The organism is Streptomyces sp. NPDC051569 (assembly GCF_044454085.1).
Lineage (GTDB): Bacteria > Actinomycetota > Actinomycetes > Streptomycetales > Streptomycetaceae > Streptomyces.
Genome location: NZ_JBITDJ010000015.1, coordinates 1 through 20,015, shown reverse-complemented (window position 1 = coordinate 20,015; position 20,015 = coordinate 1). Strand labels below are relative to the sequence as shown.

Genomic DNA, 20,015 nt, shown 5'->3' with positions numbered 1-20,015 from the left:
TGACCAGGACCGATGCCACCACGACGACACTCCAGAACCTCTAGTTCTGAGTGTTGGGAGACATCGAGGGCAACGAGTTCTGTATCGACTGAGGTCCGCGAACGTATCCCCCTTCTGTCCCCGGCGAAAGTGCGGCGCCCACACACCCCTTCCCACCGGTTCTGGCGCTGGGGGCGATCGCGCCCCGTGAATGTGCCCTCTCCCCGCAGCACGTTGGCCGGACCTGCTCAGTCGGCAGGAGGAAAGCCGTTGCGGCGCGCGAGTGCGGCCATCAGGACGGCCGCTGCGAGCAGGGCGGGAGCGGTCCAGGACAGTGCCCCGGTTCCGGCACCCGTGAGGGCCACGCCGCCGAGCAGCGATCCGCCGGCCATGCCGATATTCCAACCGGTGGCCCACAGGGAGTTGGCGGTGTCGGGGTCCTGGGGTGCCGCTCCGACTCCTGCGGTCTGCATCAGTGTGGGGATGCCGCCGTGGGTCCCGCCCCAGAGGAAGCCGAGCAGGACGGCCACCGTGCTGTGCGCGAACAGGCCGAAGGACACCAGGCACAGGGTGGCCACGGTCAGCAGGCTGAGTGTCGCGGTGCGCAGCCGACGGTCGGCCGTGGCTCCGGCGATCCAGACGCCGCCCATGGCGCCCAGGCCGAAGACGAAGAGCACGGTGCCGGTGCCGACGCCTGGTTCCGCCCGCTGCACGAAGGGCGCGATGTAGGTGTAGAGCACGTAGAAGCCGAGAACTGCCCCCGACGGTCATGCCCGCCAGCGCGGTGGCGATCGCCTTGCCGCTGCGCTCGGGAGCCAGCCGTGCGGCGTGTACGAGGAGATGAACCGGGCAGCCTTCGCGGCGCTGTCATCCGACGACCGCGTGGAGGTGGAGTACGAAGACCTCACCGTGCCAGGCCCTGCCGAACGGACCGGCCGTGGCCGTACGGGTCCACCGGCCCGTGGGCACCGAGGGCGCCGGCCCGCTCCCGGGCATCCTGTACATCCACGGTGGCGGCATGTTCCTCGGCAGCATCCGGACCGACCACCGCCGGCGAAACGATCAGCCCGTGCTCCCCCCTTCACCGCCACGGAATCCGCCGTGGCCTGCCGCCTCGCGACTCTCGTACGCTCGCTCCATGCGCATGCGAATCGTCGACGCCTTCACCGACCGCCCCTTCGCCGGCAATCCGGCCGGGGTGCTGATCCTGGAATCCGAGGGCTTCCCCGACGACAACTGGCTGCAGCGGGTGGCGGCCGAGATGAACCTCTCGGAGACGGCCTTCGCCCATCCCCTGCCGCCCGGCGGTGAGGCCGACTGGGCGCTGCGCTGGTTCACCCCGGTCACGGAGGTCGACATGTGCGGGCACGCCACGCTGGCCACCGCTCATGTACTGCACTCCACCGGGCGGGCGGGCGGCGCCCTGCGCTTCGCCGCCCGCCCCGGGATCCTCGGCGCCGTCGCGCACGAGGACGGGTCGCTCACCCTTGACTTCCCGACCTCCCCGCTGACGCCCGTGCGGATCCCCGACGGGGTCGCCGCCGCCCTGGGCGCCGAGCCGGTCTCGGTGCACGACACCTCGGAGCACATCGGCGATCTGCTGGTCGAACTGGCCGACGAGCGGACCGTACGCGGCCTCCACCCCGACTTCTCCGCGCTCGCCGCCCTCTCCCGGCGAGGCATCATCGTCACCGCCGTGGCCGAGGAGCCGGGCCGTGGTTACGACTTCGTCTCGCGCGGCTTCTTCCCGGGAGTCGGCATCGACGAGGACCCGGTGACCGGCAGCGCGCACACCGCGCTCGCCCCGTTCTGGTCCGGGAAGCTGGGCCGTACCGAGCTGACCGGCCTCCAGGGCTCCGCCCGCACCGGCCTCGTCCGCACCTCGCTGCGCGGCGACCGGACCCTGCTCACCGGGCGTGCCGTGACGGTCCTCGACGGCGAGCTGCTCAGCTCACCGTGACAGGTGACAGGTGACAGGGCGGCGACACCCGCGCCGTGACATGAGCCGGGAGCCGGGGCACGAGCCGGGTCACCGCCGTAGCCGCCCTACAGAAAGCCAGGACACCGCCGTAGCCGCCCTACAGCGTGGGCAGCCAGTCGACCTTGCCCGCGAGCAGCGCGTATCCGACGAACGCCCCGATGTCGAGCAGCGCGTGCGCCACCACCAGCGGGCCGACCCGTCCCCACCGCCGGTACAGCAGCACGAAGACCACGCCCATCACCATGTTGCCGAGAAAGCCACCGATCCCCTGGTACAGGTGGTACGAGCCGCGCAGCAGCGCGCTCGCCACCAGGGCTGCCATCGGTGTCCAGCCCAGCTGTCCGAGCCTGCGGAGCAGATAGCCGACGACGATGACCTCCTCCAGCACGGAGTTCTGGATCGCCGACAGGATCAGCACCGGAAATTTCCACCACACGTCGGGCAGTGATTCCGGCACCACGGTGAGATTGAATCCGACCGACTGCACCACCAGATAGAACGCGAGTCCGGCGCTGCCGATCCCGGCCGCCACCAGCGTTCCGCGGCCCAGGTCCGGCCAGGGCCGCCGGCCGTCGAAGCCGAGGGCCCGCAGCCCGCTGCCCTCGCGCAGCAGGAGGTGCGCCACCAGGGCGACCGGGACCAGGGCGGTGCTGATCCCGAACAGCTGCCAGGCGAGGTCGAGCCACGGCCGCCCGGGGGCCGCCGACGCGTTGAGCGTGGCCGCCTGGTCGTTCAGCGCCCCGGGCTTGGTCAGCGAACCGACAAAACTGATCAGCGCCGATACCCCACTCGCGCCCAGCGAGAGCGCCAGCACGAGCACCGTCTCGGACCGGAAGGTCCTCCGCGAGATGGTCTCACCGGGAAAAGGACCGGTCACCCGCCCTGCCTCCGCCTGCACGCCTGCCTCCGGTCGGGTCATCACGCCTCATGCCTGGCGACAGGCGGGCGAACGCCATGAAGGATCACAGCTTGCCCGACGCGGCTGTGCGCGGCGCGGGCAGGGCCGGTTCGCCGCGCCGCGCACCGTTACGCCGTGCCGCCGTGACCGGGTCCGCCGGCGGACCGCCCGGAACCACCTCCGAACGGTCCGGCCCCAGCGCCGAACGGGCCGGAACCGCCCCCGGACGGCCCGAAACCGCCTCCGGACTGCCCGGAACCGCCCCCGGACGGCCCGGGGAACCCGACCGGCCAGGTGTGCACGGGATCTCCCTGGTGCATCAGTTCGCTGTAGCGCCGGGTGGTGGCCGCGAGCGCCGCGTCCCGGTCCAGCCCGGCTTCCAGCGCCCGGTAGTACGTGTCCACCTGCCAGGATGCCCCGTTCGTCCGCCGTTTGCACCGCTCCTCGATCACACCGAGGTAGAAGTCGCGGTCGGCGGGCTCGACACCCCACGCGTCGAGACCGGCCGCGGCGAGCGGCAGCAGTTCGTCACGTACGAGCTTGACCACCGGCACCGTGGTGATCCCGGCGGCCCGTCCCGGGCGCGGCCACCGCAGCTCGGCGTCGATGCCATGCCGGCAGGCGGTGTCGAAGTTCTCGGCGGCGTCGGCGAAGGGCAGCCTGCTCCACACCGGACGGGCGTCCTCGGCGAGCGCGCGTACCAGGCCGTAGTAGAAGGCGGCGTTGGCGATCACGTCGGTGACCGTGGGGCCCGCCGGCAGGACCCGGTTCTCCACCCGCAGATGCGGTACGCCGTCGGCGACCTCGTACACCGGCCGGTTCCAGCGGTAGATCGTGCCGTTGTGCAGCACCAGTTCCTGGAGATCCGGTACGCCGCCACGGTCCAGTACCCGCAGCGGTTCCTCGTCGTCGCAGATGGGCAGGAGCGGCGGGAAGTAGCGCAGATTCTCCTCGAACAGGTCGTACGCGGAGTCGATCCAGCGCTCACCGAACCAGGTCCGGGGGCGCACCCCCTGTGCTTTCAGCTCGGGCGGCCGGGTGTCGGTGGCCTGCTCGAAGAGCGGAGGCCGGGATTCCCGCCACAGCTCCCGGCCGAACAGGAACGGCGCGTTGGCACCGAGTGCCACCTGTACCGAGGCCATCGCCTGGGCCGCGTTCCACACATCGGCGAAGCGGTCCGGCGTGACCTGGAGATGCAGTTGCACGGAGGTGCACGCGGCCTCCGGGGTGATCGACGACGACGTACATGTCAGCCGCTCCACCCCCTCGATGTCCAGAGTGAAATCCTCCCCCCTGGCGGCGACCATCTGGTCGTTGAGCAGTGTGTAGCGGTCGACGTCGGAAAGATTCGCGGAGACCACGTCATGCTGGCCGAGCGTCGGAAGAATTCCGATCATCACGATGCCCGCATCGACCTCGCACGCTTTGCGGTGCGCATATCCGAGGCCGGTACGCAGTTCCTCCGCGAGCTGGTCGAGAACCCGTCCGCCCAGCCGGTGCGGGGCGATGTTCACTTCCAGGTTGAACATTCCAAGTTCGGTCTGGAAATCACCACTCGCGATGCGCTTCAGCACCTCCGCATTCATCATGCGGGGCATCCCGTCGGAGCCCGCCAAATTCAGCTCGATCTCCAGGCCCATCAGATTCTTGGGCCTGTCGAACCTCTCCTCCGCCAGGAGCCGCTCCAGCACCACCAGGCACTGTTGCATCTTCCTGCGGTATTTCTGCCGGTCGGACAGGTCGGAACCGCCCGCCTCAACCTTCTCCCCCATCGAAGTGTCCCTCCTCGAGTGGGCAGCCAGCGGCTCCGGCCGCTCGCTTCACGATCGATAATGCCCAGACTCGCTGATCCGTAACGTCCCACGGGCACCTGACGGCCGGTAGAGTGCCTCCGAAACAGTCGTGGGGCACATTCCTCGGGCATGGTGTGGCGATCCGCGACCACCGCTCGACGGGCAGTGAAAAACGCCGACGACTTTCGGCCGTCCCTGTCGGACGAATCACCCCAGGCCAGAGGTTCCGCGTTCGCCGCACATCAGCGAAAACGCCACGGAAGATGGACCGGATTCGGCCTTGTACGCAATATCCGTGACAGCTAGCGGAAACATGCCGTGAACACGTGTCGTATAACCTTTGCGTACGAGGCAGAGAGTCGGCGAGCCCTGAGGCCCACCTCTGACCCCGCACGCTGACAGTGACGTCCGCACCCGTCCCAGCACCACCTCAAGCATCACCCTGTCTCCTGAGTGAGAGGCAACCCACCATGCCGCTGCATGTTCCCCCGGCCCCCGCGCCCGCCCTGCGCAGCGTTCTCGCGGCACTCGGTTCCCCCACGGCCGTGCGCGATGCCCGTACCCCCGCTCTGCAGTCCGTCCAGGGACCGCTGAGCCCCGAGCTCCCTCTTCCCGTCCATGTGCTGGACCAGGTCGATCCGGCCGGCAACACACCGCGGACCAGGCTGGTCGGATGGCGTTTCCTGATCCGCAGCGGCGACCGCGCCGTGGCCGCGGCCGACACGATGCTGACCGCGGACGGCTGGACCTTCTCGCGTTTCTTCGAAGGCCCTTACCTGACCGCCACGGAGCGCGCCCTGCGCCAGGCGGAGACCCTGGGAATTTCCTACCAGCCACGCCTGCTGTCGGTTCCTGAGCTGTACATGCTCATGCTCTGGCTGCACGAGGACACGGAGGCCGACGCCTCGGCCGGCTCACCCGCGCCGGCCGATGTCCTGGTGCCCCTCGCACCGGCCCCACCGGGCATCGCGGCGCACCGTCCGCACCGGGCCACCGAGTTGCTGCCGGTGATCGGTCTGCGCCTCGCGCCGGCACCCCTGCTGCGCACACCGGCCTGAGCGGTCCCGCGCCGGTCCGTCCCGGCGAACCCCCGCCCGCCCCGCGGCCCCTGTGGTCGCGGGGCGCCTCGCGGCGCATCCAGGAAGCGCTGCCCCGAAATGCCTGCGGATCGGCGTCAGCACGGCGAGACTGGGCCCCTGTCCGGTCTGAGGTCCGGACCACACAGATACGGGGGCTGCCATGACGGCGTCGAGCCGCGGGACACCGACCACGACACAGCGAAAGAACCCACCCATGTGCCTGCATCAGCCAGCCTGCCCGACGGCCGACTCGGCCGACCGCGACGCCGCACGACTGATGGCACACCACCCGGAGCAGGGCTGGAGTCTGCTGTGCAACGGTGTCCTGGTCTTCGAGGACACCGGTGAGCTGCTGCCCGACGGGAAGATCATCGCCCCGCACCGGCCGCCACGGACCGACCAGGTGGCGACAGCGGCCTGACACGGGCGCTCCGACATGACGAAGGGCCGGCCCGGAGACTCTCCTCCGAACCGGCCCCGACATGCGTTCCGCCCTACCTACCGGCGGGGCACCATGTCATCACTCGTCATGTCACCGCTCGTCATGTCAGTGGTCGTACGCGTCCAGCGGCGGGCAGGAGCAGACCAGGTTGCGGTCGCCGAACGCGCCGTCGATACGGCGGACCGGCGGCCAGTACTTGTCCGCGGCCGAGACACCGGCCGGGAAGACCGCCTCGGCGCGGCTGTACGGGTGCTCCCACTCCCCGCCCAGCGCGGCCGCGGTGTGCGGGGCGTTGGCCAGCGGGTTGTCGTCGGCGGGCCACTCGCCCGCTCCGACCTTCTCGATCTCCGCCCGAATCGCGATCATCGTCTCGATGAAGCGGTCGATCTCGTTGAGATCCTCGCTCTCGGTGGGCTCGATCATCAGCGTGCCCGCCACCGGGAAGGACATCGTCGGTGCGTGGAAGCCGTAGTCGATCAGTCGCTTGGCGATGTCGTCCACGGTGACGCCGGTGGCCTTCGTCAGCGGGCGCAGGTCCACGATGCACTCGTGGGCCACCAGCCCGTTCGGGCCGCTGTAGAGGACCGGGTAGTGCGGCTCCAGGCGCTTGGCGATGTAGTTGGCGGCGAGCACGGCGACCTGCGTCGCGCGCTTGAGACCCTCGCCGCCCATCAGCCGGACGTACGCCCAGGAGATCGGCAGGATGCCGGCCGAGCCCCACGGCGCCGCCGAGATCGGGCCGACGCCTGTCTCCGGGCCCGCCGACGGCTGGAGCGGGTGGTTGGGCAGGTACGGGGCGAGGTGGGCCCGTACGCCGACCGGACCGACACCGGGGCCGCCGCCACCGTGCGGGATGCAGAAGGTCTTGTGCAGGTTGAGGTGCGACACGTCCGAGCCGAACTTGCCGGGCTTGGCGAGCCCCACCAGCGCGTTGAGGTTCGCGCCGTCCACGTAGACCTGGCCGCCCGCGTCGTGCACGGCCGCGCAGATGTCACTGATGTGCTCCTCGAACACACCGTGCGTGGAGGGGTAGGTGACCATCAGGACGGCCAGTTCCTCGCCGTACTGCTCGATCTTGGCGTGCAGGTCCTCGACGTCGACGTCGCCGTCCTCGCGGGTCTTGACGACAACGACCTTCATGCCGGCCATGACCGCGCTCGCGGCGTTCGTGCCGTGCGCGGAGGACGGGATGAGACAGACCGTGCGGCCCGTGTCGCCGTTGGCCCGGTGATAGGCGCGAACGGCCAGCAGGCCGGCCAGCTCGCCCTGCGAACCGGCGTTGGGCTGAAGGGACACCGCGTCGTAGCCGGTGACCTCGGCCAGCCGCTCCTCCAGCTCACGGATCAGCGTCAGATAGCCCTGCGCCTGCGCGGCCGGGGCGAAGGGGTGCATCGCGCCGAACTCGGGCCAGGTGATGGACTCCATCTCGGTGGTCGCGTTCAGCTTCATGGTGCAGGAACCGAGCGGGATCATGCCGCGGTCCAGCGCGTAGTCACGGTCGGCGAGCTTGCGCAGGTAGCGCAGCATCGCGGTCTCGGAACGGTGCTGGTGGAAGACCGGGTGCGTCAGATACTCGTCGGCGCGCAGCAGGCCCTCGGGCAGCGCGTCGCCGGTGACCGCGTCCAGCGCCTCGATGTCGGCCTCGACACCGAAGGCGGCCCATACGGCCGCCAGCTGCGCGCGCCCGGTGGTCTCGTCACAGGCGAGGGAGACATGGTCGGCGTCGACGAGGTGGAGATTGACACCCTCCTCGCGGGCGGCGGCGACCACCTCGGCGGCCCGGCCCGGGGCCCGTACCGTCAGCGTGTCGAAGTACCCGCCGTGCACGATCTCCAGACCGCCGGCGCGCAGCCCCTCGGCGAGCAGCGTCGCGTACCGGTGGGTGCGCCGGGCGATGCCCCGCAGCCCGTCCGGGCCGTGGTAGACGGCGTACATCCCGGCCATGACGGCGAGCAGCACCTGCGCGGTGCAGATGTTGCTGGTGGCCTTCTCGCGGCGGATGTGCTGCTCGCGGGTCTGCAGCGCCAGCCGGTACGCCTTGTTCCCGTCGGCGTCGACGGAGACCCCGACGAGGCGGCCCGGGAGGCTGCGGGCGAACTTCTCCCGTACGGCCATGAAGCCGGCGTGCGGTCCGCCGAAGCCCATGGGGACACCGAAGCGCTGGGTGGTACCGACCGCGATGTCGGCGCCCAGCTCGCCGGGAGAGGTCAGGAGGGTAAGCGCCAGCAGGTCGGCGGCGACGGTGACGATCGCGCCGAGCCCGTGCGCCTGCTCGACGACGGCCCTGATGTCGCGGACGGCTCCCGAGGCGCCGGGGTACTGGATCAGCACACCGAAGACACCGCGCTCGGCCACCTCGGCCGGGATGCCCTCGCTCAGGTCGGCGACGACGACCTCGACACCGGTCGGCTCGGCCCGGGTCCGGATCACGGCGATGGTCTGCGGCAGGGAGTCGGCGTCGACCAGGAAGACACCGTTCTTCACCTTGCCGACGCGGCGGGACATCGCCATGGCCTCCGCGGCGGCGGTGCCCTCGTCCAGCAGGGAGGCGCCCGAGGTCGGCAGGCCCGTGAGGTCGGCGACGACGGTCTGGAAGTTGAGCAGCGCCTCCAGCCGGCCCTGGGAGATCTCCGGCTGGTACGGCGTGTACGCCGTGTACCAGGCCGGGTTCTCCATGACGTTGCGGAGGATCACCGGCGGCGTGAAGGTGCCGTAGTAGCCGAGTCCGATCATCGGCGCGAGCACCTGGTTGCGGTCCGCGAGGGAGCGCAGTTCGGCCAGCACCTCGGCCTCGGTACGGGCACCGGGAAGACGCAGCGCCTCGGCGCTCTTGATGACGTCGGGTACCGCGGCGGCGGTGAGCTCGTCGAGGGAGCCGTAGCCGACCTGCGCGAGCATCTTCGCCTGCGCCCCGGCGTCGGGCCCGATGTGGCGCTGCTCGAAGGGGGTGCCTCGCTCCAGCTGTGCGAGCGGAATGCGGTTGGCGGTCATTGCGGAGGCCTCCTGGGTCTGGCGCGACCTGCGAGGGGCACCAACGGCGCGGGTGCCCGGACGGCCTCCCCCTCTGTCATCTCGACCTGAGAGCTTCACCGGCCCGCCGTGAGGCGGCCCGGCTTTCACCGTCGGTGAGAGCGGATGCCGTCCGACACACGCTCTGCTTTCCAGAGTGACCTCGTCCGTGCGGTACGGGGGCCTGAGAGATTCCGGGGAGGATTTGCTCCTTCGGCGCCTCCGGTGATCTCACCGGAGGACTCTCCCGCACGGGATCAGCAGCCGTTAGCCAGCCTACCAGCGAGGATCCGGGACGCGGCTTCGAGTGGCCGATGGAACAAATCTGCACTTTTGTAGTAATAACGAGCAGCTGCGACCAGTTGGAGGGAACGTGGAGACCGATATCGATCCGCGCAGCCTGATCGGCCGCAAGGCGTTCGACCGTGACGGCCACAAGCTCGGCACGGTGGACGAGGTGTATCTCGACGACGCGACCGGAATCCCGGAGTGGGCGGCCGTCCGCACCGGGCTCTTCAGCCGCGACGCCTTCGTCCCCCTCGCGCCGAGCACGCTGGTGGACGACACCCTGCGGGTCCCCTTCGAACGCGCGCTGATCAAGGACGCCCCCGACTTCGGCGTCGGCCGGCATCTCTCCCCCGAGCAGGAGCTCCAGCTCTACCACCACTACGGACTCAGTCTTCCGGCGCCCGAGCCGGCGGAGCGGCCCTCTTCCGTGTCCGACCCGGACTCCACGCGCGACTTCGGACGGCTGGCCGGGCACGACGACTGACCCGCCGCAGCCACCAGGGGCAGCGGCTCGGAGAGTTCCAGCTCGGGATCGTCGACCCAGAACGTCCGCACCCGCCCCGGCGCGGACCCCGGCTCCTCGAACCGCACGGTGACCCTCCGCAGCCCGCTGCCCTGCACCCAGCCCGCCCCGAACTCGGCATGGCGCACGTCGTGTCCGGCCGGGAACCGCCGCTCGGCGGGCGCCTCGTCCGCCTCCACCGCGGCCCCGGCCACCGGCGTCCCCTCCCGCCCGGCCCCGGCCGGCTCGTCATCTACCGGCGCGGACGGCTCCGGAGGCGGTGCGGGCGTCCGGGCCGCGGCCTGCGCGAAAAGATCCTCCTGCGTGAAGTCCGCGAGGCCCGTCACGCCGACCCCCAGCAGCCGTACGCCGCCCGTGGTCTCCACGGCCTCCAGCAGCCGCCCGGCCGCCTCCCGCACCACCGCGGGGTCGTCCGTGGGCCCGCGCAGCGTCTCCGAGCGGGTCAGCGTCGAGAAGTCGTACCGCCGCACCTTGAGTACGACGGTCCGCCCCGAGCGCCCGGCCGCCCGCAGCCGGGCGACGCACCGGTCGGCCAGCCGCTCCACCTCGCTCCGCACCCGCGCCCGGTCGTGCAGGTCGACATCGAAGGTGTCCTCGACCGACACGGATTTGGCGTCGCGCTCGGAGACCACCGGCCGGTCGTCGAGCCCCCGGGCCATCCGGTACAGCGAGGCGCCGTGCGCCTTCCCCAGCAGCCGTACGAGCTCGTCCTCGCCCGCTTCCGCCAGCTCCGCCACCGTGGTCATGCCGGACCGCCGCAGATGCTCCCCGGTCGCGGGTCCCACGCCGGGCAGTGTCCGTACGGTCAGGGGCCCCAGCAGCTCGCGCTCCGTGCCGGGCTCGATCACGACCAGCCCGTCGGGCTTGGCCCGCTCCGAACCGATCTTCGCCAGCATCTTGGAGCCGGCCAGCCCCACCGACCCCGTGAGTCCGGTGACGGCCAGGATGTCCCGGCGCAGCCGCTCCCCGGCCGCCCGTGCGGAGGACGTGTCGTGCGCCGAGCCGCCCGCCTCCAGGTCCACGAAGGCCTCGTCCAGGCTCAGCGGCTCCACCAGCGGGGAGAGCCGGCCCAACAGCTCCATCACCTGGTCGCTGATCGCCCGGTACACGGTGAAACGCGGGACCAGATAGGCGGCGTTCGGGGCGAGGCGTCTGGCCTGCCCCATCGGCATCGCGGAATGCACTCCGAAGCGTCTCGCCTCGTAGGAAGCGGTCGAGACCACCCCGCGCGGCCCCAGGCCGCCCACGACCACCGGTTTTCCGCGCAGACTCGGCTTCGCCGCCTGCTCGGCGGCGGCGAAGAAGGCATCCATGTCGAGATGCAGGATCGTCGGAGCGGATCTCACACCACCGATGCTGCCTCACGCCACTGACAATCGGCTCCAGGCCCGGGCCGGATCCCTGCCGCGCGGGAAGGTTCAGACGGCCCTGTCCCGGCGCCGCCGCGCCAACTCGTCCGCGGGATTGTTCCCGATCAACGTCTCGCCGGTGTCGATCCGCTCCCCGTGCAGCTGCGACAGCGCGGCTTCGACATCCCGCCACACCACGCCCACCGCGATCCCGAAGATGCCCTGGCCGCCCTGGAGCAGGCTCACGACCTCGTCGGGGGAGGAGCACTCGTAGACCGTCGCCCCGTCGCTCATGAGCGTCACCCGCTCAAGATCCGGGAAACCGCCGGCCCGCAGATGCTGGACGGCCGCCCTGATGTTCTGCAGCGCGACACCGGTGTCCAGGAAACGCTTCACGATCTTGAGGACGACGACGTCCCGGAAGCTGTACAGCCGCTGGGTGCCCGACCCGTACGCCGGACGTACGCTCGGCTCCACGAGCCCCGTACGCGCCCAGTAGTCCAACTGGCGGTACGTGATGCCCGCCGCCGCGCAGGCCGTGGGCCCCCGGTACCCGACGGTCTCGGCAACCGGGTCCGTCGCACTCCTGTGAAGCGGATACGGACCGCCCGCCGCCGTACCGTCGCCGCTGCTTCTCACGCCGACCCTCCGTGTCCTTGACCTGCCCTGTCGAAGGTAGGCAGTCACCCGGGGTGCGTCAACGATCGCCACACTCGCCACGCCGAGTGATAATCACCCTGAGTGTGGTTTCCCGTGTCCCGTTCCGGGGAAGGGCTGCTCGAATGCGCTGACAGAACCCGGCGCAGCGCTCACCGGCCACTCACTGGCTGTTGGTCCCGAAGTCCTCCGGGGAGATCTGGTCGAGGAACTCGCGGAACTTCTCCACCTCGTCCTCCTGCTCGTCCGGGATGGCGATACCGGCGTCGTCCAGCACCCCGTCACTGCCGTAGATCGGCGTTCCCGTGCGCAGTGCGAGCGCTATGGCGTCGGACGGCCTGGCGCTCACCTCGACCCCGCTGGCGAAGACCAGCTCCGCGTAGAAGACCCCTTCGCGGAGGTCCGTGATGCGGACTTCGGTGAGTTCCTGGCCCACCGCCTCAAGGACATCCTTGAAGAGGTCATGTGTCAGCGGACGGGCCGGGGCCAAGCCCTGCTGGGCGAAGGCGATAGCGGTCGCCTCCCCCGGTCCGATCCAGATGGGGAGGTACCGGTCGCCTCCCACTTCACGCAGGAGAACGATCGGTTGGTTGGAGGGCATTTCCACCCGGACACCCACAACGTCGAGCTCGTTCACACAGCAACCCTAGGACGTGCCGGGACGGTTTGGGTAGTCGGACTCCTCCAAGGTCAGTGCTGATGGACCCCGAGAGCCGTCCTGAGCAGCGCGGCGTGCAGCCGCACGGAGAGCCCGGCCAGCTCCTTCGCGGTGGCCTCCGCATGGGCTCTGGTCTGCGGATTACGGTGCCGGCGCAGGGGGGCCACCACCTGTTCGACCAGTCCGGCCTCACGTTCGGCCGCCGATTTCATCACGCGGAGATGCCGGGGCTCCAAACCAAATTTCCCGAGATCCGCGACAAGCTTCGCCACGATGACGGATTCGGCGTCGTACCCGCCGTCCGGCATCGGAGTGATGAGCCCGTACGACTCCCACTCGTCGAGCCGGCTCTCGGCGACCTCGGCGGCCGCCAGGAGCTCCTCGCGGCCGATCCGCGCCGCGGTCGGCGCTTCTTCCGGCCCGGCCTCCCAGGCGCCCTCCAGGCGCTCCCGCTGCGCGCTCGGGAGCGGGACCCGCTCACCACGGCCGAGGGCGTCCAGATGCTCCCTGATGACTTTCAGCGGAAGATAGTGGTCACGTTGTATCCGCAGCACCTGAGCCAGCCGCTCGACGTCCTCCGGACTGAATTTCCGGTACCCGGACGGGGTTCGGCGCGGCTCGACCAGGCCCTCCGCCTCCAGAAAACGGATCTTGGAGATGGTGACCTCGGGAAACTCGTCCCGCAGCCGGGCCAGCACCGCGCCGATACTGACCAGCGGGTCGCCCGCGGGGGCGGTGCCGTGACCGGCACCGCCCGTCGGTGTTCGCAGCATGGACCTTCCCTGACGGGTCACACGCCCCGCTGGCTCCCGTAGAAGACCAGCCGGTACTTACCGATCTGGACCTCGTCGCCGTTCGCCACCGGGACCGAGTCGATCCGCTCCCGATTGACGTACGTGCCGTTCAGGCTGCCCACGTCCGAGACGGTGAAGTGGCCGTCCGCTCCCCTGCGGAACTCCACATGGCTGCGGGAGACGGTCACGTCGTCCAGGAAGATATCGCTCTGCGGATGACGGCCGGCCGTGGTCAGCTCGCCGTCCAGCAGGAAGCGGCTGCCCGAGTTGGGACCGCGCCGCACCACCAGGAGCGCGGAGCCCAGCGGCAGCGCGTCCACGGCGGCCTGCGCCTCCGGGGAGAGCGAGGGGAGCGACGTCTGGCCGGTCACTTCGGAGTCGTACGCCTCAAGACCCGAGATCGAGATCGTCGAGGTCGTCTCGGAGGGCCGCTCAGCGGGCACCCCGGCACGCAGCGGTGCCCCGCAGTTGGAACAGAACCGGCTCGCCTCGGCGTTCCGGTGCCCACACCTCGCACAGACCGGCAAGGCCGACCCGCCACCCGCGGTGGACGGTTCACCGAAACCTATGCCGCCGGGGCCCGCGGGCGCGGCGGAGGACGTACCCCGGGCGCCCGGAGCCTCAGCGCCTTCGCCACCGACCTGGTCACGGAAGAGCGGCCGCTCGCCGCTCGGCTCCTCGCTGTGGCCCTGGCGCGATGCGCGATGGCGCGCGGAGCTGCCGCCGTCCTCGCGTGCGCTCTTGCCGAACAACTTCGCAAACAACTTCACGGGCGATTCCCCTTGACCGAAACAGACCCGCCCGTGGGGCAGGACGAACGCTGAATGAACACACCTGCCGACCCGGACATCTTGACAACGTCCTTGTCCCCTCGACAGTTTCCACCACACACCACGCTGTTCGTGCGCCGACCCCCCGCAACCTCATGCCCGCCTCCGGCAGCCACCATGCGCAGCCGCCCCACGACGCCAGTGCCCCAGCACAGCGGCACTACGACGACCGAGCGTAGTCAGGCCGCTCCGCCGGTCGCAAGGCATCCACAATGATCTTCTCAGCTCGCGTCACCGTGGCGGTGGCCTGCTCCTTGTCGAGTGTCTGCACCACCCCGCCCGGGATGTTCAGCGCCGGCTCCAGATCCTGCGGTTTCCCGATGACCTTGAAGCTGTAAGGCGCCTGGACCGCCTTGCCGTCCACCTGGATGTCGCCGCCGGTCCCCGAGAAGTAGGTATCCGCGATCACCCGGACATTGTTGACCTGGATGGCCTCCGCGCCCGCCGCCCGCAGCTCCTGGACCGTGTCGAGCAGCATGTCCGGCTCGACCATGCGGTTCGGGTCGCTGATCGTCAGCGTGATGCCGGGCCCCTGAGCCGCGACCGTGCCGGCCAGGATGCCCAGCTGCTCCTCTTTCTCCATCGTCTGCTTGCGAGCTTCCTCGGCCTGGTCCGAGCTGGTCTCCAGCTCGGACCGCTGGGCGTCGAGACGCTGCTTCTCGTCCTCCAGCCGCTGGGTGCGGTTGTCGAGTTCGTCGAGGATCCGCACCAGGTCCTCCTGGCGGGCGCCGCGCAGCGCGTTGTCGTCGTTGTTCGACCTCACCTGGATGGCGAGCCCGAGACCCAGGACGAACAGCAGCACGGCGACGATGAGTTGGGCCCGCGTCACCCGTGGCGGCCACAACCCCGCGGCCAGCCGCTGGCGGCCGGTGAGCCGGTTCGGCTCAGGGCCCCGGGGGGTGCTCGTGGGGTTCTGGTCGCCGGGGGTGTCTCCGTCGCTCATCGCCGTCACGCCCGGAACACGTGCCGGCGGATCGCGGCAGCGTTGGAGAAGATCCGGATACCGAACACGACGACCACTCCGGTGGACAACTGGGCACCCACGCCCAGCTTGTCGCCCAGGAAGACGATGAGCGCGGCCACCACGACGTTCGACAGGAACGAGACGACGAACACCTTGTCGACGAAGATCCCGTCGAGCATGGCCCGCAGTCCGCCGAAGACCGCGTCGAGAGCCGCCACGACGGCGATGGGCAGATAGGGCTCGACCATCGCGGGCACCTCGGGCCGGACCAACAGTCCGACCACGACTCCCACGACGAGGCCCAGTACGGCGATCACGATGTGCCCTTCCCGGCGTCGGCCGCGTCCTGCCCGTCGCCCTTGCCGGCGCCGGCGGTCCTCGGCTCTGCTGTACGTACGATCAGGCTCGGCGCGGCAGGCAGACGCAGCCGCTCCTGATCGGAGATGCTGCTGCGGATGCCGAAGTTCTCCTGCAGGGAATGCAGGTACTGGCCGTCGGCGCTGTCCTGGAACGTGGCGCTCAGCTTCTTCCCGTCCCCCACGGCGAGGACGGTGTACGGCGGCACCAGCGGCCTGTTGTCGACCAGTATGGCGTCGCCCGCGGCACGGATCGCCGAGAGCGAGGTCAGCCGCTGGTCATTGATGGCGATGGCTTCCGCGCCCGACTCCCACAGGCCGTTGACGACCCGCTGCATGTCCCGGTCGCGCACCCGGCCCGTATCGGAGAAGCCACTGCTCTCCCGCGGGCCGCCGCCACCGCTCGACTCGGTGTCCTTGGCGTCGTCGACGACGAGCTTCACTCCCGGCCCGTCCACGGCCGTGGCACCGGAGAGGAGGGCGACCAGTTCGCCCTGGTCACCACCGTGCGTACGCAGGGCGGCACGCTGACGGGCGACGACCTCGCCACGGGTTTTGTCGACCGTACGCTCCAGGGCGTCCGCCGCGGAGGTCTCCGAGTTGATCCGGTCGATGAGCTCTTCGCGTTCTTTCGCCACGATGGGCGCCGCGATCCGTGCCTGGGCCGCACCGACCGTGACCACCAGGGCCGCCAGTACGAGCCCCGCGGCGAGAAAGAGCTTCGCCCGGAGGGTGCGCGGCCGTCCGCCCTCCTCGGCGTCCCTGCGGGCCGCCGCCTCCGCGTATCCCTCGTCGAGGCCGTGGTTCATCACGTTGTTCAGCAGCGACATCGAGGCGTCGGGGCGCGCGGGCGGAGAGGCGGTGCTCCGAATGGGGGGCGGCTGCGACATGCCGCACATCGTCGCACGTCGCGACCGCTACCGCCGAATGGCCCCACCGCTGTGCGGGGCCGCGTCCGAGGAAGCGGTCCCGCACACCGGTGGGGCCTCATGGTCCTGCCCTAGTGACCTGCGCCGTCCACCACGGACGACCACTCGTCGAGCAGAGCCTGGGCCGACGCGTCGTCGGGGCCCTCCGCCCACAAATGGGTGACGGCCTCGGACGGGTCGGGCAGCACCATCACCCAGCGGCCGTCGGCCTCCACCACCCGCACGCCGTCCGTCGTGTCCACCTGCCGGTCGCCGGCGGCCTCGACAACGCTCCGCATCACCAGCCCCTTGACGGCCCAGGGGGTCGCCAGGTCCCGCCGCAGCACATGGGCTCGCGGTATACGGGCGTCGATCTGACTCAGCGTGAGCTGTGTCCGTGCCACCAGACCGAGCAGCCGCACAAAGGCCGCCGTACCGTCGAGGACACTGCTGAACTCCGGCACGATGAAGGCTCCACGGCCGTCACCACCGAAGATCGTGGTCTCCTCGCGGCCCACCCGGGTCAGATCGTCAGGTGACGTGGTCGTCCACTCCACCTGCGTCCCGTGGTACGCCGCTACCTGCTCGGCGATCCTGGTGGTCGTCACGGGCAGCGCCACCCGCCCGCTGCGCCGCTCGGCCGCGACCAGGTCCAGCAGCACCAGCAGGGCCCGGTCGTCCTCGACGATCCGCCCCCGCTCGTCGACGAGTGACAGCCGTTCACCGACCGGGTCGAAGCGCACACCGAACGCGGCACGCGCCGAGGCGACGATCTCCCCGAGCCTGACCAGTCCCGAGCGGCGCGACTCCGCCGTCTCGGTCGGCCTCGATTCGTCGAGGCCGGGGTTGATGGTCAGCGCGTCGACACCGAGCCTTCCCAGCAGGCTGGGGAGCACCAGGCCGGCGCTGCCGTTGGACGCGTCGACCACGACCTTCAGCTGGGCCTCGGCGATCCCTGACGTGTCGACGTTGCGCAGCAGCGACCCGGTGTACGAGTCGAAGACGCTGGCGGGGAAGTGCAGGTCGCCGATCTCGCCCGGGAAGGCACGGCGGTACTCCTGCCGCGCGTACACCCGGTCCAGCTTGCGCTGACCGGCACCGGACAGGTCCGCTCCCCGCTCGTCGAGGAACATGATGTCCACGGAGTCGGGGACCCCGGGCGACGTACGGATCATGATGCCGCCCGCACTGCCCCGGGCGGTCTGCTGCCGGGCCACGGGCAGCGGCACGTTCTCCAGGTCCCGTACGTCGATGGCGCTGGACTGCAGCGACGAGATCACCGCCCGTTTCAGCGCCCGCGCACCACGGGAGTGGTCACGCGCCGTGGTGACGGTGGACCCCTTCTTCAAGGTGGTGGCGTACGCGCCGGCCAGCCGCACCGCGACTTCCGGCGTGATCTCGACGTTCAGGATGCCGGAGACGCCCCGGGCTCCAAAGAGGTTCGCCTGTCCCCGGGACTCCCAGATCACCGAGGTGTTGACGAACGCGCCGGCTTCGATGGTCTTGAAGGGGTAGACCCGTACGTTGCCCTGGATGATCGATTCCTCGCCGACGAGGCATTCGTCGCCGATGACCGCGCCGTCCTCGATCCGGGCCGCCCGCATGATGTCGGTGTTCTTACCGATCACGCATCCGCGCAGATTGCTGTGCTGCCCGATGTAGACGTTGTCGTGGACCACGGCCCGGTCCAGGAAAGCTCCGGTCTTGACCACGACGTTGGAGCCCACGACGGTGTACTCGCGCAGTTCCGCGTCGGCTTCGACCTTGGCGTAGTCACCGATGTACAGCGGTCCGCGCAGGACGGCGTCGGGGTCGACCTCCGCGCCTTCCGCGACCCAGACGCCGGGGGAGATCTCGAAGCCGTCGATATCGACATCGACCTTGCCCTCGAGAACGTCGGCCTGGGCCTTCACATAACTCTCGTGGGTACCGACGTCTTCCCAGTAGCCCTCGGCGATATAGCCGTAGATCGGCTTGCCTTCCTTCATGAGCTGAGGGAAGACGTCACCGGACCAGTCGACGGAGACATCGGCCTCGACATAGTCGAAGACTTCGGGCTCCATGACATAGATACCCGTATTGACGGTGTCCGAGAAGACCTGTCCCCAGGTGGGCTTCTCCAGGAACCGCTCGACCTTGCCCTGTTCGTCCACGATGGTGATGCCGAATTCCAGCGGATTCGGTACCCGGGTCAGGCACACCGTCACCAGTGCGCCCTTCTCCTTGTGGAAACGGATGAGGTCGGTCAGGTCGAAATCGGTGAGAGCGTCACCGGAAATGACGAGGAAGGCATCATCCTTCAGCGCCTCCTCGGCATTCTTCACGCTCCCCGCAGTGCCGAGCGGCTTCTCCTCGTTGGCATAGGTGAGCTCCATACCGAGCTCCTCACCGTCGCCGAAGTAGTTCTTGACGAGTGAGGCGAGGAATTGCACGGTGACGACGGTCTCGCTGAGCCCATGGCGCTTGAGCAACCGCAGCACGTGCTCCATGATCGGCCGGTTCACCACCGGCAGGAGCGGCTTGGGCATGCTCGAAGTCATCGGGCGAAGTCGAGTTCCTTCGCCACCGGCCATCACGACGGCCTTCATGTCGGAAGCGTCCTCCTTGAAGAGACGGTCTCGCCGACTTCACCCGTCTGGACAGAGGCCTATTGGCGTCAGGAGCGGACCGGCGACTCTGCACGGCACCGCTCGACGAGCTCAATCGGCCACGTTGTCCGCCTTGACGAGCCGGCGGACCTGGACCACATACAGGATCCCTGCCCACCAATACAGAGTTGTACCCCATCCGGCGAACGCCCATCCGAAAACTTCGGCGAGTGACGCAAGCCAACCGTTTCCGTCACTGAGGAGCAGGAGCGGGAAGGCGTACATCAAGTTGAAGGTAGCCGCCTTCCCGAGGAAGTTCACCTGGGGAGGCGGATAGCCGTGCCTGCGAAGGATTCCCACCATCACCAGAAGCATCAGCTCTCGCGCCAAAAGCGCCGCGGTGAGCCAGAGCGGAAGGATCTCCCGCCAGGTGAGGCCAACCAGGGTGGAAAGGATGTAGAGCCGGTCCGCAGCGGGGTCCAGGAGCCGCCCGAGGCTGCTGATCTGGTTCCATCGGCGCGCGAGCTTGCCGTCGAGATAGTCGCTGACGCCGCTGAGCGCCAGCACCAGCAGGGCCCAGCCGTCGCTGTTGGGTCCGCCGAACTCTGGGCGGAGGATCAGCCACAGGAAGAGTGGTACGCCGACGAGGCGAGCCATGCTGAGGATGTTGGGGATGGTGAGGACCCGTTCCGTCTGAACGCGGGTCTCCTGGACCTCCACCCGGGGGCCTCCTGTGTGGAACGTGCCGACGATGCCTCCTGACCTTACCCTCAGCCCCGGTCGGCGCGTACAAGGGGGGTAACCGGACATCCTGAATAAATGGCCGTGAACGCGAAAAGGCCCCGCACCATAAGGTGCGGGGCCTTCCCACAATAATTGTTCGGCGGCGTCCTACTCTCCCACAGGGTCCCCCCTGCAG

General features: G+C 69.6%; 17 protein-coding genes, 1 pseudogene and 1 riboswitch. Of the genes and pseudogenes, 4 read left to right on the top strand and 14 right to left on the bottom strand.

The genetic code is table 11. The features are described 5' to 3' along the window. Nucleotides 1-227: 227 nt before the first annotated feature. A complete protein-coding gene (locus ACIBAE_RS20755) occupies nucleotides 228-719 on the bottom strand; it encodes a hypothetical protein (RefSeq protein WP_399287467.1) in 492 nt (163 codons plus the stop codon). 398 nt (nucleotides 720-1,117) lie between these two features. On the opposite strand from ACIBAE_RS20755, the gene ACIBAE_RS20750 reads away from it, so the two are divergent. Beyond that, complete coding sequence (locus ACIBAE_RS20750) at nucleotides 1,118-1,939, top strand: PhzF family phenazine biosynthesis protein (RefSeq protein WP_399287464.1); 822 nt, start codon at nucleotides 1,118-1,120, stop codon at nucleotides 1,937-1,939. Nucleotides 1,940-2,057: 118 nt separating this feature from the next. Here ACIBAE_RS20750 and ACIBAE_RS20745 read toward each other — a convergent pair whose 3' ends face one another. Next, a complete protein-coding gene (locus ACIBAE_RS20745; protein WP_399287836.1) occupies nucleotides 2,058-2,858 on the bottom strand; it encodes a CPBP family intramembrane glutamic endopeptidase in 801 nt (266 codons plus the stop codon). 269 nt (nucleotides 2,859-3,127) lie between these two features. Then, nucleotides 3,128-4,630: pseudogene (locus tag ACIBAE_RS20740) on the bottom strand (glutamate--cysteine ligase); the annotation flags it as partial. A 491-nt stretch (nucleotides 4,631-5,121) separates the two neighbouring features. On the opposite strand from ACIBAE_RS20740, the gene ACIBAE_RS20735 reads away from it, so the two are divergent. Continuing rightward, a complete protein-coding gene (locus ACIBAE_RS20735; RefSeq protein WP_399287461.1) occupies nucleotides 5,122-5,709 on the top strand; it encodes a hypothetical protein in 588 nt (195 codons plus the stop codon). Between the two features lie 235 nt (nucleotides 5,710-5,944). Continuing rightward, complete coding sequence (locus tag ACIBAE_RS20730) at nucleotides 5,945-6,151, top strand: DUF5999 family protein (protein WP_399287458.1); 207 nt, start codon at nucleotides 5,945-5,947, stop codon at nucleotides 6,149-6,151. 126 nt (nucleotides 6,152-6,277) lie between these two features. On the opposite strand, the gene gcvP is transcribed toward ACIBAE_RS20730, so the two are convergent. After that, nucleotides 6,278-9,163: an aminomethyl-transferring glycine dehydrogenase gene (gcvP, locus tag ACIBAE_RS20725; RefSeq protein ID WP_399287455.1), complete on the bottom strand. Its 2,886-nt coding sequence runs from the start codon at nucleotides 9,161-9,163 to the stop codon at nucleotides 6,278-6,280. A 180-nt stretch (nucleotides 9,164-9,343) separates the two neighbouring features. Further along, a riboswitch (glycine riboswitch) is annotated at nucleotides 9,344-9,441 on the bottom strand. 113 nt (nucleotides 9,442-9,554) lie between these two features. On the opposite strand from gcvP, the gene ACIBAE_RS20720 reads away from it, so the two are divergent. Beyond that, entirely contained in the window at nucleotides 9,555-9,953 is a 399-nt protein-coding gene (locus ACIBAE_RS20720) for a PRC-barrel domain-containing protein (protein WP_399287452.1), read from the top strand. Here the strand turns inward: ACIBAE_RS20720 and ACIBAE_RS20715 are convergent. From ACIBAE_RS20715 to ACIBAE_RS20670, 10 genes are all read right to left on the bottom strand, one after another. Beyond that, nucleotides 9,848-11,338 (bottom strand): DNA polymerase IV, encoded by a 1,491-nt coding sequence (locus tag ACIBAE_RS20715; protein WP_399287449.1) that lies wholly within the window; start codon nucleotides 11,336-11,338, stop codon nucleotides 9,848-9,850. The two genes, ACIBAE_RS20720 and ACIBAE_RS20715, sit on opposite strands and share 106 nt — an antisense overlap. Nucleotides 11,339-11,410: 72 nt before the next feature. After that, nucleotides 11,411-11,980: a MerR family transcriptional regulator gene (locus tag ACIBAE_RS20710; RefSeq protein WP_399287446.1), complete on the bottom strand. Its 570-nt coding sequence runs from the start codon at nucleotides 11,978-11,980 to the stop codon at nucleotides 11,411-11,413. 181 nt (nucleotides 11,981-12,161) lie between these two features. Next, nucleotides 12,162-12,635 carry a bifunctional nuclease family protein gene (locus ACIBAE_RS20705; RefSeq protein WP_382586554.1) on the bottom strand — a complete coding sequence of 158 codons (474 nt, stop codon included), beginning with the start codon at nucleotides 12,633-12,635 and terminating at the stop codon, nucleotides 12,162-12,164. 53 nt (nucleotides 12,636-12,688) lie between these two features. Further along, nucleotides 12,689-13,429 (bottom strand): MerR family transcriptional regulator, encoded by a 741-nt coding sequence (locus ACIBAE_RS20700; protein WP_399287442.1) that lies wholly within the window; start codon nucleotides 13,427-13,429, stop codon nucleotides 12,689-12,691. 17 nt (nucleotides 13,430-13,446) lie between these two features. Further along, nucleotides 13,447-14,220, bottom strand: coding sequence for an FHA domain-containing protein (locus ACIBAE_RS20695; RefSeq protein WP_399287440.1), 774 nt, complete (start codon nucleotides 14,218-14,220; stop codon nucleotides 13,447-13,449). A gap of 220 nt (nucleotides 14,221-14,440) precedes the next feature. Next, entirely contained in the window at nucleotides 14,441-15,223 is a 783-nt protein-coding gene (locus ACIBAE_RS20690; RefSeq protein WP_399287437.1) for a DUF881 domain-containing protein, read from the bottom strand. Between the two features lie 5 nt (nucleotides 15,224-15,228). Beyond that, complete coding sequence (locus ACIBAE_RS20685; RefSeq protein ID WP_164266945.1) at nucleotides 15,229-15,561, bottom strand: small basic family protein; 333 nt, start codon at nucleotides 15,559-15,561, stop codon at nucleotides 15,229-15,231. Further along, entirely contained in the window at nucleotides 15,558-16,490 is a 933-nt protein-coding gene (locus tag ACIBAE_RS20680) for a DUF881 domain-containing protein (RefSeq protein WP_399287435.1), read from the bottom strand. The genes ACIBAE_RS20685 and ACIBAE_RS20680 overlap by 4 nt, the downstream gene beginning before the upstream one ends. Before the next feature lie 110 nt (nucleotides 16,491-16,600). Then, nucleotides 16,601-19,096: a sugar phosphate nucleotidyltransferase gene (locus tag ACIBAE_RS20675; protein WP_399287432.1), complete on the bottom strand. Its 2,496-nt coding sequence runs from the start codon at nucleotides 19,094-19,096 to the stop codon at nucleotides 16,601-16,603. 111 nt (nucleotides 19,097-19,207) lie between these two features. Beyond that, nucleotides 19,208-19,816, bottom strand: a complete 609-nt coding sequence (locus tag ACIBAE_RS20670) for a CDP-alcohol phosphatidyltransferase family protein (protein WP_399287429.1) — start codon at nucleotides 19,814-19,816, stop codon at nucleotides 19,208-19,210. Nucleotides 19,817-20,015: the final 199 nt, after the last annotated feature.